Genomic DNA, 12,855 nt, shown 5'->3' with positions numbered 1-12,855 from the left:
GAGGACATTCCATGGCCCACCCCGGCCCGTCCCATGACCTGCTCGACGCCGTCCGCTCCGGTGCGAGCGGCCCCGAGCTGCAGGAGATCGACCTGCCGACCCGTTTCCGCGCCGCGTTCACCCGCAAGGACGAGGTCGGGATCTTCGAGGGCCAGACCGACAAGGACGTGCGCCGCTCCCTGCACGTCGGCGAGGTCGAGATGCCGGAGATCGCGCCCGACGAGTGCGTGGTCGCGGTGATGTCCGCCGCGATCAACTTCAACACCGTCTGGTCGGCGATCTTCGAGCCGATCCCGACGTTCGCGTTCCTGGAGAAGTTCGGCCGGCAGGGCTGGTACGGCGCCCGGCACGACCTGCCGTACCACATCCTCGGCTCGGACGGCGCCGGTGTCGTCGTCCGTACCGGCAGCGGCGTGAAGCATTGGAAGGTCGGCGACAAGGTCGTCCTGTCCCCGTCCTACGTGGACGAGGAGGACCACGGCTCCTACGACGACGGCATGATGTCGGAGACCCAGCTCGCCTGGGGCTTCGAGACGAACTTCGGGTCGCTCGGCGAGTACTGCATCGTCAAGGCGAACCAGCTGATCCGCAAGCCCGCCCACCTCACCTGGGAGGAGGCGGGCTCCAACACCCTGTGCGCCGCCACCGCCTACCGGATGCTCGTCGGCACGCACGGCGCCCGCATGAAGCAGGGCGACGTCGTGCTGATCTGGGGCGCGACGGGCGGGCTCGGCTCGTTCGCGACGCAGCTCGTCAGGAACGGCGGCGGCATCCCGGTGGGGGTCGTGTCGTCGGAGGAGAAGGCGGAGATCGTCCGCGCGCAGGGCTGCGAGCACGTCATCAACCGCAACGAGCTGAACCTGGGCGAGCAGGGCCTGCGCCATCCGAAGGCGGGACGGGTCCTCGGCGAGGCGATCCGCGCCCTCGTCGGCGAGGACCCCGGGATCGTGTTCGAGTACCTCGGCCGGGAGACGTTCGGCGCGTCCGTCTACGTCGCCAAGCGCGGCGGCAGGATCGTCACCTGCGGCTCCTCGACCGGGTACAAGCACGAGTACGACAACCGGTTCCTGTGGATGCGGCTGAAGAGCATCATCGGCTCGCACGGCTTCAACTACCACGAGGCCGTCGAGGTGAACCGCCTGTTCGGCCTCGGCATGATCCACCCGACGCTGTCGAAGGTGTTCCCGCTGGAGGAGGCCGGGGAGGCGACCCGCGCCGTCCAGACGAACCAGCACGTCGGCAAGGTCGCCGTCCTGTGCGGGGCGACCGCGGAGGGGCAGGGCGTGGACGATCCGGCCCTGCGCGAGCGCATCGGCGAGGAGAAGCTGTCCCTCTACCGCCGCTGACCTTCCCCGGGTGGACGCCCGCCGGTTCCCGCCACGGACCGGCGGGCGTTCCGTCTCTCAGGTGGGCGGCGGCCGTTCGTCCACCACGTGCTTCAGCACCCCCGTCGTCGCGGCCGGTCGCGGAACCGGATCACGGGCCGGGTTCGGCGCAGGAGTCCAGGTAGGGGCCGAGTTCGCGGGCGACGGCCGTCAGGGGGCGGACGTTCTGTTCGGCCTTGGCCATGAGGATCGCGCCCTCCAGGGCACCGACCATGAGCGTCGCGAGTGCGCCGGCCCGGCGGGACGGGACGCCCATCGCGGTCAGTTCCCGGGCGATCGGACGGCGCCAGCACGCGAACGCGGCGGCGGTGGCGGCGCGGGTCGAGGCGGCGGAGTCCGCGCAGTCGACCGTCGCCGCGGCGACCGGGCAGCCGCCCGCGAAGCCCGCCGACCGGAACTCCTCCGTCCACTGCCGCACCATCGCCGCGAAAAGCCCGCCCGGCGTGGGACGGGACATGGAGGCCATGAAGCGGTCGACGCGCGCGGCGGCGTAGCGGCCGGCCCACTCCACGGCCTCGTTCACCAACTGCTCCTTGCCGCCCGGGAAATAGTGCTGGAGCGACCCGCGCGGCGCGCCGGCGTGGGCGGCGACCTCCCGCAGCCCCGTGGCGGTGACCCCGTTCCGGCGGATGAGCTGCGCGGCGCTGAAGACCATCCGCTCCCGAGGTCCTCGATCGTCCACTTCTGGCTTCACCTGGACCATTATCATGACCGCTGTCATAATCGGCAAGGTCGGCACGTCCCCACGAGCGCTCCGCCGCCACCCCGGGCGGGGCGCGGTCCAGCCACGACCGGAGGCGAAGGTGGACACGAACGTCGGATTCATCGGACTCGGCGTCATGGGACGCCCCATGGCGCTCAACCTCGCCCGCGCCGGAACCAGCCTGATCGTCTGGAACCGCACCCCCGCCAGGACCGAGGCGCTGCGCGCCGCGGGAGCGGCCGTGGCGTCCAGCCCCGCCGAGGTGTGCCGAAGCGCGGACGTGGTGCTGCTCATGCTGGCCGACGGCCCCGCCATCGACGCCGTCCTCGGACGAGGCACGCCCGGCTTCACGGCGAATGTCGCCGGACGCGTGATCGTCCACATGGGCACCACGTCACCGGGCTACTCCCGCGACCTGGAGGCCGATGTCCGCGCGGCCACCGGCCGTTACGTCGAGGCTCCGGTGTCCGGCTCGCGCGGACCCGCCGAGACGGGCGAACTGGTCGCGATGCTGGCCGGTGAACCCGCGGACGTCGACCTCGTCCGCCCCCTGATCGCCCCGATGTGCGGCCAGACGTTCGCCTGCGGTCCCGTTCCCCATGGGCTGGAGATGAAGCTCGCGGTCAACCTGTTCCTGATCACGATGGTCACCGGCCTGGCCGAGTCGTTCCATTTCGCCGACCGGCACGGCCTGGACCGGCGGCGGCTGCTGGAGGTCCTCGACGCGGGCCCGATGGCCAGCACCGTGTCCCGCGCCAAGGCGCGCAAGCTCCTCGCCCGCGACTTCTCCGTCCAGGCGTCCATCACCAACGTCCTGGACAACAACCGCCTCATCGCCGAAGCCGCCCGCCGGGCCGGCGTCGCCTCGCCCGTCCTGGACGCCTGCCACGCCCTCTACCGCGAAACCCAGGCGCTGGGCCACGGCCCGTCCGACATGGCCGCCGTGATTCACGCACTCGTCTCCCGGACCGACGCCCTCCGGGGACGTGCGGAGCTCAGCGGTGGGTGAAGCCCGGAACCCGGCTTCCGGTCGGCTGGGGAGTTTCCCGCCGGTCAGGGGGTCCGGTCGCCGAGGGCGCGGATGACCCACGGGACGAGCAGCCGGGCGACTCCGGCGCACGCGCCGTCCAGGTCGGGGCAGGGTGCCAGGCGGTCTCCCGTGCTCGACACGAACCACCAGCCGGTCTCGTCCCGGACGGCCGTGATGCTGTCGCCGATGCACGGGACCCGCGGGTCGAACACCCGCAGCAGCGGCGGGGATTGGTCGTAGCGGGGCCGGGCCGTCCAACCGTCCCGCCGCAGCCGCAGGGCGAGCCGGTTCAGGTGACGGCGCGCCCGCCAGGTGTCGAGAAGGGATGGCGCGACCGGCGGGCACGGGGGGAACCCGGCCGGCCGCGCCACCTCCCTCCCCGGGGCCGTCCTGGGACGGACGGCCCGCTCCGGTGATGAACTCACCGGAGGTTCCGGTAGGCGCCGCCCGCCCGGACGGCCTCCCGCATCAGTTCGGCCCGCAGCTCCACCGGGTCCGCGCGCATCACGGTCGCGTCCACCCCGGCCTTGGGGTCGATAAGCGTGGCGACGTATTCGCCGAGCCGCCCGTCCCATCGACGCGAACGCCAAATGTGGTGCCCGGGAAAATCCTCACGAAGCCGGTCGAGTGCGGGGTCATCGAACGAAGATGTGTCTTTCAAGGGAGATCCCGTGGTCGTAATCGCTGGCGGTGCATGTGTTATAAGAATCACGGCGCGCATTGCTCCTGACCAGCAAGGCGTCAAGAGCCGCGCTCCACCCCCCGGAAGATCAACGAAACCCAGGGACCGGTTTCTCAAGGAGCCCCCGATGGGAACGCGTAGCGAACCATATGAAGCCCCCGCAATTCAGACATTCGCCGTTGAATTGACGGCGTGGCGAACGGAAGCAGGACTCACCCAGACGGCCCTCGCCGAGACTCTCGGCTATACGCCCCAATGGATCAGCCAGCTCGAATCCGCGAAAAGCATCCCGTCCAAGACGTTCGCGGAGAACCTGGACACCTTCTTCAAGACCAACGGCCTCTTCCAGCGGCTGTGGAAGCGCATCATCGACACCCGCCACCAGGCCATCCTCCCGCCCGGCTTCACCGAGTACATGGAACGCGAGACCGAGGCCAGCCAGGTGCGCAACTTCGAGCTCACGCTGATCTACGGCCTTCTCCAAACCGAGGACTACATGCGCGCGGTCGTTGGGCACGAGCAGGACCCGGACACCGCCGACCGGCTCGTCACCGAGCGACTCAAGCGGCAGGAAATCCTCACCCGCGAGAACGCGGCCAACGCGTGGTTCACCCTTGACGAGTCGGCGCTCCGGCGCGACATCGCCGACCCTGACGTCATGCGCGGCCAACTGGCACACCTTCTCGCGCTGGGCGAACGACCCAATATCTCGATCGACGTCGTCCCGCTGAGCACGCGGTACTACCAGGGGCTCACGGGAAGTTTCACCATCCTGAGCTTCACCAATGCGCCAGATATCGTCTACGGCGAGATCGCGGGACAGGGGATGCTCATCACGGAACCGCGAATCGTCGCAAGCTTCGCAGTAAGGTACAACTCACTGCGAGGTGACGCGCTTCGCGTCGAAGAATCGCGGACCCTGATCAAGAGCGTCATGGAGGAGTACGGATGACCACACTTGATCTGTCAGCCGTGATCTGGCGCAAGGCGAGCCGCAGCGGTCATGAGGGCGGCGCTTGCGTGGAGGTCGGGAGTGTTCCGCAGGTGCCTGCTGAGGCGTGGCGCAAGGCGAGTCGCAGCGGTCATGAGGGCGGCGACTGTGTCGAGGTCGCGAAGGCCGCGCGGGTGGTGGCGGTTCGGGATTCCAAGGATCCGGACGGGCCGAAGCTGATCTTTGCTGCTGCCGAGTGGCGGGCGTTCAGCCGCCGTGTCAGGGCCGAGCGGTACGGATGACCATGGTGGATTTATCGGCCGTGATCTGGCGCAAGGCGAGCCGCAGCGGTCATGAGGGCGGCAACTGTGTCGAGGTCGGGAGTGTTCCGCAGGTGTCCGCCGAGGCGTGGCGCAAGGCGAGCCGCAGTGATCATCATGGTGGCGACTGCGTTGAGGTCGCGAAGGTTGCGCCGGTGGTGGCGGTTCGGGATTCCAAGGACCCGGACGGGCCGAAGCTGGCCTTCGCTGCCGCCGAGTGGCGGGCGTTCGCCCGCCGCGTCGCGGCCGGTGTTCACGACCTGGCCCACAGTTGATCGGTGACGAGGCCCCGTTCGCCTCGACGGGGACTCGTCTCGGTCAGGCCGCGTCGGTGAACTCCACCTTGAGTTTGGCTCCGAGGGCGTGTGCGAGCCGGTCGAGGACACCGATCGTCGGGGTCGGGCCTCCCGACTCCAGCCTGGAGAGGGCGGGCTGGGTCAGCCCGGCCCTTTCGGCGAGTTCGGTCTGCGTCAGCCCCAGGGCAAGGCGGCGCTGCCGGACGGCATTTCCCAGTTCGAACGCCAGGCGAGCCTCTTCACGCCCTGCCCGCACCTCGTCGTTGTCGCGCCCTGCCCCGGGAGCCCACCGCTCGTGTGGGCTGTCCTTCTGCGTCACGTCTCATGCCTCCCTGATGTAGTCCTCCCGTGCATGGCCGTGTTCGGCTTCGCACTGCTCACGCGCTCGTATCGCCCGCTCCACCTCCGCGATCTCGCGTTCCTTCGCCTTATAGAAGACCGTGAGCAGGACCACCCGACGGCCAGGCGCGAGCCAGTAGGTGATGCGCACCTCGTGTGGGTGCAGGTGGAGGCGTAACTCTCGAACCCCATCGCCGAGATGCCGTGACCACGGCTCTCCCAGAGTCTCGGCGTTCTCCGCGAGGAGCGCGACGAACCACTCGACACGACCGAAGTTCCGATCGGTGAGGGAGTCCAGCCAATCGCGGACTTCAGGCTCGATCTCGACGTCATACAGCTCCATGCATCGAACGCTATATGCATCGAACGCTATCATGTGGTCAGTTTGATGAACAGGGGCTCGGGTGCTCGGCCGCACGGGCATGGCTGGGGGTCGCCGCGATCACGGCGAGTCTCTTCGTGTTCCTCACGACGGAACTGATGCCCGTCGGCCTGCTCACCCCGCTGAGCACGAGCCTGGGCGTCCCGGTGGGAGTCGCCGCGCTCATGGTGACCCTGTACGGCGTCTCCGCCGGGCTGGCCGTGACGTTCATCGTGGCGTGGACGAGGCGCGTCAACCGGCGCGTGCTGCTGTCCGCGCTGCTGGCGGTCCTGGCCCTGGGAAACCTGATCACCGCCGTCTCGCCGAACTACCCGGTGGTCCTGGCGACGCGGCTCATCATGGGATTCGCGAGCGGCGTGTTCTGGGCGATCGGCGTGAGCATGGCGATGCGTCTCGTCCCGGAACGTCACGCCAGCCGGGCGGCCGCGATCGTGATGTCCGGCATCTCGATCGCCACGGTCGTGGGCATCCCGCTGGGGACGGCCCTGGAGAACCTCACCACCTGGCGGATCACGTTCCTCATCTGGGCGGGCCTCAGCCTGCTGGTGTTCCTCGCGGTGGCCGCCGCCGTCCCGTCGCTGCCGTCGGCGAACGCGGTCCCGGTCCGGGAGGTCTTCGGGCTGCCGCGCCGGAACGTGCCGCTGCGCCGCGTGCTGTTCATCGTCGTGCTCTTCGTGCTCGGCCACTTCGGGGCCTACACGTTCGTGCGCCCGTTCCTGGAGAGCAGCGCCTCCGCCTCGCCCGTCTTCATCACCGTGGTGCTGATGCTCTTCGGCGCCGGAGGCGCGGCCGGGAACTTCATCGCCGGATACACGGTGAACAGGAGCCCGCGGGGCAGCTTCATCGTCGGCTGCGCGGGGCTGGTGGCGTCCCTGCTGCTGTTGCTCGCGATCGGCGGCGAACCGGCCGGCTCGATCCTCGCGCTGATCCTCTGGGGGGTCTCCTTCGGCGTCGTGCAGCTCTCCCAGGTCAACATGACGCTCGCCGCCGCGCCCGAGACCTTCGAAGCCGCGATGTCGCTCAACACCATGGCCTACAACACGTCCATCGCGCTCGGCGCGCTCTTCGGCGGGCTGTTCGCCGATCATCTGGGCGTCACGAGCGTCGTGTGGTTCGGTGTGGCGCTGACGGGGGCTTCGCTGCTCGTCATGCTCGGCACCGGCGGGAAGAACTCGCGCACCGTCCCGGGTGGCGCGCGGGCCGCCGGCGAACCGGCGGGTGCGGCCTTGACGAAGGAGTGAGGAGCACACGATCGCGGGGCGACTCCGGCGCACGCGCCGTCCAGCCGTCCCGCCGCAGCCGTCGGATTCCTGGCGGTTGGTTGTCATTTCGTCGGCCGATGCTGGTCGGAGGGCAACTTAAACTTTGCGCTTGGGCGCGGAAGGGGTCATGATTTGCCTCACACAGGTCCCATAAGTAAGTAATTACCCTCTGTGTATGGCGCGGCACTGTGGGGGACGAGCAGGGGGAGGTGCTGTGTCGGACGACGGTTCGACCAACAACGGGCGCCCGTGGGCGGATCTGCCGAGGGAACTGGCGGATCACATGCGACCCCACCTCGACGAGGTGGCGGACGACATGATCCAGGAGATCCAGACGCGCGTCAGGGAGTACGACCGGCCGGGGGACGGCTCCTACTCGGGGACCCTGCGGCTCGCCGTCGAGCGGGTACTCCACTACTTCGTGGACCGGGTGGCCGATCCCGCTCATGATCCCGCCCCGGTGACCGACTTCTTCCGCGCCATCGGCCGTGGCGAGGCCGGTGAGGGACGCAGCCTCGACGCCATGCAGACCGCGATGCGGGTCGGCGGCATGGTGGCGTGGCGCCGGATGACCGAGGGCGCCGAGACGCTCCGGGTGCCGCCGCGCACGCTCGGCGCCGCCGGCGAGGTCCTGATGCAGTTCCAAGACGAGCTGGCGCACGCCGCCGCCGAAGGGTTCTCGCAGGCCAAGGCCGCCGTCGCGGGGGAGATGCAGCGCCGCCGCAAACGCCTGCTGGACCTGCTGCTCGCCGACCCGCCGGCCGCGCAGGAGGCCATCGCCGATCTCGCCGCCGCCGCGCACTGGCCCGTCCCGCGCACGGTCGCCGCGGTCGCGCTCGGCCGTCCCCACCAGGGCGGCCGCCAGCCCGCGTTCCCCCCGGACGTGCTGGCCGACCTGACCCGCCGCACCCCCAGCCTGATCATCCCCGACCCGGACGGGCCGGGCCGGGCCAAGCTCGTCGACCGGGCGCTGGCCGGGACGCTCGCCGTCGTCGGCCCCACGGTTCCGCTGATGGAGGCGGCACGTTCCATCCAGTGGGCGCGCAAGACGCTGTGCCTCGTCCAGCGCGGCGTGATCGAGGCGGAGAGCGGCGTGATCCGCAGCGTGGAGCACATGTCCACGCTGATCCTGTTCCAGGACGAGGGGCTCATCACCTCGCTCGCCGACCTGCGTCTCGCGCCGCTCGCGCATCTGCGGCCCAGCCAGCAGGACCGGCTCGCCGAGACGCTGCTGGCGTGGCTCCAGTCGGGACGCAACGCCAACGAGGTCGCGATGCGGCTGCACGTCCACCCGCAGACCGTCCGGTACCGGCTGCGCCAGCTGGAGGAGCTGTTCGGCGACCAGTTGCTGGACCCCGATCTCCGCTTCGACCTGGAGATCGTGCTGCGGGCCCGCGCGCTGCTGGCCGACAACGCGGGCGAGCGGATCATCCCGCCGGCCCGCGAGGCGGTCGGCGACTCCGGGGAGGTCGTCACCTTCCGGCGCGGCTGACCGGACGTGGCCGAAGGCGAGGGGGACGGGCACGCCCGTCCCCCTCGCCGTGCCGCGCCTACGATCAGGATGGCCGTGCCGTCGAGGTGCCCTGCCGGGCCGCGGTCGGCGTGAACTCGTCCACCACTATGGGCCGGGAGCTGACATGACCGAAGAGCCCGCCGTCCGCCAGGTCGGCACGCGGGTCGTCTACGAGAACCCCTGGATGGTCGTCCGGGAGGACGAGGTCGAGCGGCCGGACGGCTCGCGCGGCATCTACGGCGTCGTCGACAAACCGGACTTCGTGGTGGTCATCCCGCTGGAGGACGACGGGTTCCATCTCGTCGAGGAGTACCGGTACCCGATCGGGAAGCGCACATGGAACTTCCCGCAGGGCTCGCTCCCCGACCGGCAGGACGCCGACCCCGAGGAGCTCGCCCGGCTTGAGCTCGCCCAGGAGACGGGGCTCCGCGCCGGCACGCTGAAGCACCTCGGCCACCTGCACTGCGCGCATGGGACGAGCGGCCAGGGCTTCAACGTCTTCGCCGCGTCCGGCCTGGAGGCCGGGAACGCCGACCGGGAGCCCGAGGAGCAGGACATGCGGCAGAAGTGGATCTCCCGGGAGGAGTTCCGGGCGCTGATCCGGGCGGGCCGCATCACCGACGACTCGACCCTCGCCGCGTACGCCCTGCTCCTCATGGATGAGTCGCGCTGAAGCAGCTCAGCGACGTGTCGGCGGGACGCCGCTTCAGGATCGCGCGGGCGCGGGCGCGGGCGAGGTTGGCGCTCATCGCCGGTTCGGCGTCATCGAGCCGGTAGACGAGGCCGCTCAGCGCGCAGGACCGTTCCGGCTCGGGCAGCCTGTCCAGGGCCGGGACGGCGTCGGCGGACAGCCCCCGCAGATACGAGACGTCGATCTTGCCGGTCTCGGCGTGGCGGGCGACGTTGTGCTCGGCGATGAACCGGTCCGGGTTGAGCACCGCGAGGACGATCATCGCGATCGCGCCGCTGGCGGCGACCGCGCGCGGCAGCCAGGGCACCCGACCCCTGACGACCCCGGCGACCGCGACGAGCACCACGACGACGCCGAGCCACAGCTCGAACGCGTGGACCCACAGGCGCAGCCTCGTCCAGCCGAACGTCTCCTCGTACAGGTAGAGCCGCCGCAGCGCGACGCCGACGACCACGAGGGTCAGCGCGGACAGCAGCCCCAGCAGCACCCGGACGGTGACCCGGTCGGCCCGGTTCCCCGCCGGCGCGTACCGCCGGGCGACGGCGACGACGGCCAGCACGAGCACGGTCACGATGACCAGCTGGAAGAACCCCTGGTGCGCGTACTCGGCGTAGGTGAGGCCGGCCGAGCGCAGGATCTTGTCCTTGTCGTCGGCGAGGGCCACCCGGGCCTGGATCGTGCAGAACGTCAGGAACAGCAGGTCGAGCGCGGCGATCGGCACCGCCCACGACCAGCGTCCGGCGGGCTTGGCGCGCTCGGGGATCAGCAGGTGCAGCGGCGGCGGCGCCTGCCCGAGGAACGCGCCGGCGGACGCCAGCAGCAGCACCGCGAACCCCGCGACCCCGTCCAGGACGACCGAGGCCGGCGACACTTCGGGGAGGAGGCCCGCGGCGAGGGTGCCGAACGCCGCGTCCGCCCCCACGAACAGGCCGCCGAACACGGCGAGCAGCCCGGCCGCGATCAGGCCCGTCCGGATGATCGGCCAGGCGTTGCTCTTGTCCGACGCGGCGATCCCGTAGGCGCCCCGTCCCATCCACGGGACCACGCGGACGGTCGCCGGCAGGACCGCGAGGCCGCCGAACAGGACCTCGGGCCAGGACCGCCCGCCCGACACCCCGTACGAGCCGATGGCGACGGCGAGCAGCAGCGCGGTGCTGACGACCCACCCCGCGTCCCGGTACACCGCGGTCGCCGACAGGCCCACCGCGAGCAGCACGAACGCGATCGCGGTGCGGTTGACGCGCGCCCCGCGCCTCCCGGCCGCGGGCCGCACGATCCGTCCCGCCGACCACGCCGACGCGCCCGACACGTAAGCGACGGCCGCGGCGGCGATGAGGACCCCGACCCCGAACGGCCCGTTGCCCAGCGCCGGCCCGACCGCGACCGCCCCGATCACCCCGGCGGTCACCGTCCCCGCCAGCAGCGCCGCCGACATGGGCCGCGCGGGCCGCTTCCAGCTCATCAGCGCTTGCTCGATCTTTGTCGGCTTGTAAGGGACCTGTCGCGGCGGCGCAAATCCGGGGGCGGGTGGGAAACCGGGGGCGGGTGGGAAACCGGGCGGGTTCGTCATGCGGGTTCTCCGATGATCGGGGGGATCACGACGCGGATGCGGCAGCCGGTCGGGGTGTCCAGGACGGTGATGTCGCCGCCGTGCAGACCGGTGGCCCAGCGGGCGATGGCGAGGCCGAGGCCGGTGCCGCCGCCCGGTGTCCCGGACCCCGGCACGGAGCCGCGCGAGAAGCGCTCGAACACGCGGGCGCGCTCCTCGGGGGGAATGCCGGGTCCCTCATCGGTCACTTCGATGACCAGCCCGCCCGGTTCGTTCCCCGGCCGCGCGGTGATCGTGACGGGGCGGCCGGCGGGGCCGTGCCGGGCGGCGTTGTCGAGCAGGTTCGCGACGACCTGGTGGAGCCGGTCGCGGTCGGCGGTGGCGTGCAGGCCGGGCGTGACGTCCGACTCGAACACCGCGTCCGGACGGCCCGCGGACGCCTCGGCCGTGACGTCGTCCACGAAGGCGGCGACATCGATGTCGGCCAGGTCCAGGACCGCCGCCCCGGCCTCGACCCGCGACAGGTCGAGAAGCTGGGTGACCAGGCGCCCGAGCCGTTCGGTCTGGTCGAGGGCCGTTTCCAGGACGTCCGGGGTCGCGGGCGTGACGCCGTCCGCGACGTTCTCCAGGACGGCCCGCAGCGCGCTGATGGGGGTGCGCAGCTCGTGCGAGACGTTCGCGACGAACTCGCGGCGCTGCCGGTCCACCTCGGCGAGGTCGGCGGCCATCCGGTTGAACGCCTGCGCCAGTTCGCCGACCTCGTCCCGCGACGTCGCCCGCACCCGCCGGCCGTAGTCGCCGCGCGCCATCGCCCGCGCCGCCGCCGTCATCTCCCGCAGCGGCGCCGTCATCCCGTGCGCCAGCAACTGGGTCACGACCAGCGAGATGAGCACGCCGACCGGCGTCGTCTGCCGCGCGCGGAACCCCAGCGGATACCCCCACAGGACGATCAGGACGGCGATGCACGCGGTCACGACGACCACGACGCCGAACTTGACCTTGATGGACCGGAGCGGGTCCAGCGGCCGGGGCAGCCGTGCCCACAGCCTGTGGACGGCGGCGGTCACGACGCGGCCTCCAGGCTGTAGCCGACGCCGTGCACCGTCCGGATCAGGCCCGGCCCCAGCTTGCGCCGCAGCGCCTTCACATGGCTGTCGACGACGCGGGTTCCGGACGCGTCCGCCCAGTCCCACACCTGCTCCAGCAGGACGGCGCGGGTCAGCACCGCCCCCCGGTTGCGCAGCAGGCACGCGAGCAGGTCGAACTCGGTCGGGGTGAGATGCACCTCGCGGCCGTCCCGGCGGACCCGCCGGGCCCGCCGGTCGACCTCCAGCCCCCCGGCCCGCACCGCGCCGTCCGCGGCGCCCATCGCGGGCCGCTCGACCCGCCGCAGCACCGCCCGGATGCGCGCGACCAGTTCCCGCATGCTGAACGGCTTGGTCACGTAGTCGTCGGCGCCCACGCCGAGCCCCACGAGCAGGTCGGTCTCGTCGTCGCGCGCCGTCAGCATCACCACCGGGACGGGACGCTCCGCCTGGACGCGCCGGCACACCTCCAGCCCGTCGAACCCGGGCAGCATGACGTCCAGCACGATGAGATGCGGCTCGTACGCGCGGGCCCGCTCGACCGCCGACGGGCCGTCCCCGGCCACCTGGACGCCGAAGCCCTCCGCCGCCAGCCGGTCCGCCACCGCCCGCGCGATCGTCGGCTCGTCCTCGACCACGAGGACCCGAGTCTCGTTCCCAGTCACGAACCCTGACTCTAGAAGCCGG

16 protein-coding genes are annotated in these 12,855 nt (G+C 71.2%); 8 read left to right on the top strand and 8 right to left on the bottom strand.

Annotation, left to right across the window (positions count from 1 at the left end; genetic code table 11):
• Window positions 1-11 precede the first annotated feature (11 nt).
• Window positions 12-1,346 (top strand): crotonyl-CoA carboxylase/reductase, encoded by a 1,335-nt coding sequence (gene ccrA / locus ACQP1N_RS33145; protein WP_067802456.1) that lies wholly within the window; start codon window positions 12-14, stop codon window positions 1,344-1,346.
• Between the two features lie 130 nt (window positions 1,347-1,476).
• Here ccrA and ACQP1N_RS33140 read toward each other — a convergent pair whose 3' ends face one another.
• Window positions 1,477-2,079, bottom strand: a complete 603-nt coding sequence (locus tag ACQP1N_RS33140; protein ID WP_217999836.1) for a TetR/AcrR family transcriptional regulator — start codon at window positions 2,077-2,079, stop codon at window positions 1,477-1,479.
• 13 nt (window positions 2,080-2,092) lie between these two features.
• Here ACQP1N_RS33140 and ACQP1N_RS33135 point away from each other — a divergent pair, with 13 nt between their 5' ends.
• Entirely contained in the window at window positions 2,093-3,097 is a 1,005-nt protein-coding gene (locus tag ACQP1N_RS33135; RefSeq protein WP_433228212.1) for an NAD(P)-dependent oxidoreductase, read from the top strand.
• Window positions 3,098-3,141: 44 nt separating this feature from the next.
• Here ACQP1N_RS33135 and ACQP1N_RS33130 read toward each other — a convergent pair whose 3' ends face one another.
• Together ACQP1N_RS33130 and ACQP1N_RS33125 are read right to left on the bottom strand one after the other, a co-directional pair.
• On the bottom strand, window positions 3,142-3,489 hold the full coding sequence (locus tag ACQP1N_RS33130; RefSeq protein WP_433228210.1) for a hypothetical protein: 348 nt from the start codon (window positions 3,487-3,489) through the stop codon (window positions 3,142-3,144).
• A gap of 50 nt (window positions 3,490-3,539) precedes the next feature.
• Window positions 3,540-3,779, bottom strand: a complete 240-nt coding sequence (locus ACQP1N_RS33125) for a hypothetical protein (protein ID WP_165488455.1) — start codon at window positions 3,777-3,779, stop codon at window positions 3,540-3,542.
• Between the two features lie 148 nt (window positions 3,780-3,927).
• Here ACQP1N_RS33125 and ACQP1N_RS33120 point away from each other — a divergent pair, with 148 nt between their 5' ends.
• From ACQP1N_RS33120 to ACQP1N_RS33110, 3 genes are read left to right on the top strand one after another with little or no spacing between them, the layout of a single operon-like run.
• Complete coding sequence (locus ACQP1N_RS33120) at window positions 3,928-4,752, top strand: helix-turn-helix domain-containing protein (RefSeq protein WP_433228208.1); 825 nt, start codon at window positions 3,928-3,930, stop codon at window positions 4,750-4,752.
• Window positions 4,749-5,033: a DUF397 domain-containing protein gene (locus ACQP1N_RS33115; protein WP_433228207.1), complete on the top strand. Its 285-nt coding sequence runs from the start codon at window positions 4,749-4,751 to the stop codon at window positions 5,031-5,033. The genes ACQP1N_RS33120 and ACQP1N_RS33115 overlap by 4 nt, the downstream gene beginning before the upstream one ends.
• Window positions 5,030-5,326 (top strand): DUF397 domain-containing protein, encoded by a 297-nt coding sequence (locus ACQP1N_RS33110; RefSeq protein ID WP_433228205.1) that lies wholly within the window; start codon window positions 5,030-5,032, stop codon window positions 5,324-5,326. Before ACQP1N_RS33115 ends, ACQP1N_RS33110 begins: the two co-directional genes overlap by 4 nt.
• Window positions 5,327-5,369: 43 nt before the next feature.
• On the opposite strand, the gene ACQP1N_RS33105 is transcribed toward ACQP1N_RS33110, so the two are convergent.
• Both ACQP1N_RS33105 and ACQP1N_RS33100 read right to left on the bottom strand, forming a co-directional pair.
• A complete protein-coding gene (locus ACQP1N_RS33105; RefSeq protein ID WP_433228203.1) occupies window positions 5,370-5,666 on the bottom strand; it encodes a helix-turn-helix domain-containing protein in 297 nt (98 codons plus the stop codon).
• 3 nt (window positions 5,667-5,669) lie between these two features.
• Window positions 5,670-6,029 (bottom strand): type II toxin-antitoxin system RelE/ParE family toxin, encoded by a 360-nt coding sequence (locus ACQP1N_RS33100; RefSeq protein WP_433228202.1) that lies wholly within the window; start codon window positions 6,027-6,029, stop codon window positions 5,670-5,672.
• Between the two features lie 116 nt (window positions 6,030-6,145).
• On the opposite strand from ACQP1N_RS33100, the gene ACQP1N_RS33095 reads away from it, so the two are divergent.
• The 3 genes from ACQP1N_RS33095 (at window position 6,146) to ACQP1N_RS33085 (ending at window position 9,516) form a co-directional block, all read left to right on the top strand.
• The gene (locus tag ACQP1N_RS33095) at window positions 6,146-7,309 is read left to right on the top strand and encodes an MFS transporter (protein ID WP_433228201.1); all 1,164 of its coding nucleotides are present in this window, start codon (window positions 6,146-6,148) and stop codon (window positions 7,307-7,309) included.
• A gap of 304 nt (window positions 7,310-7,613) precedes the next feature.
• Window positions 7,614-8,822, top strand: coding sequence for a helix-turn-helix domain-containing protein (locus ACQP1N_RS33090; RefSeq protein WP_407642244.1), 1,209 nt, complete (start codon window positions 7,614-7,616; stop codon window positions 8,820-8,822).
• Window positions 8,823-8,967: 145 nt separating this feature from the next.
• Window positions 8,968-9,516: an NUDIX domain-containing protein gene (locus tag ACQP1N_RS33085; protein WP_067802480.1), complete on the top strand. Its 549-nt coding sequence runs from the start codon at window positions 8,968-8,970 to the stop codon at window positions 9,514-9,516.
• Here the strand turns inward: ACQP1N_RS33085 and ACQP1N_RS33080 are convergent.
• From ACQP1N_RS33080 to ACQP1N_RS33070, 3 genes are all read right to left on the bottom strand, one after another.
• A complete protein-coding gene (locus tag ACQP1N_RS33080) occupies window positions 9,497-10,996 on the bottom strand; it encodes a DUF4153 domain-containing protein (protein ID WP_433228199.1) in 1,500 nt (499 codons plus the stop codon). The genes ACQP1N_RS33085 and ACQP1N_RS33080 overlap by 20 nt on opposite strands.
• Before the next feature lie 104 nt (window positions 10,997-11,100).
• Window positions 11,101-12,150, bottom strand: a complete 1,050-nt coding sequence (locus ACQP1N_RS33075) for a HAMP domain-containing sensor histidine kinase (RefSeq protein WP_067802486.1) — start codon at window positions 12,148-12,150, stop codon at window positions 11,101-11,103.
• Window positions 12,147-12,833: a response regulator transcription factor gene (locus ACQP1N_RS33070; RefSeq protein ID WP_433228198.1), complete on the bottom strand. Its 687-nt coding sequence runs from the start codon at window positions 12,831-12,833 to the stop codon at window positions 12,147-12,149. The genes ACQP1N_RS33075 and ACQP1N_RS33070 overlap by 4 nt, the downstream gene beginning before the upstream one ends.
• Window positions 12,834-12,855 lie beyond the last annotated feature (22 nt).

Origin of the sequence: Actinomadura formosensis (assembly GCF_050948385.1) — a bacterium.
GTDB lineage: Bacteria > Actinomycetota > Actinomycetes > Streptosporangiales > Streptosporangiaceae > Spirillospora > Spirillospora formosensis.
The sequence above is the reverse complement of the archived record's forward strand: the minus strand, read 5'-3'. Positions and strand labels throughout refer to the sequence as shown.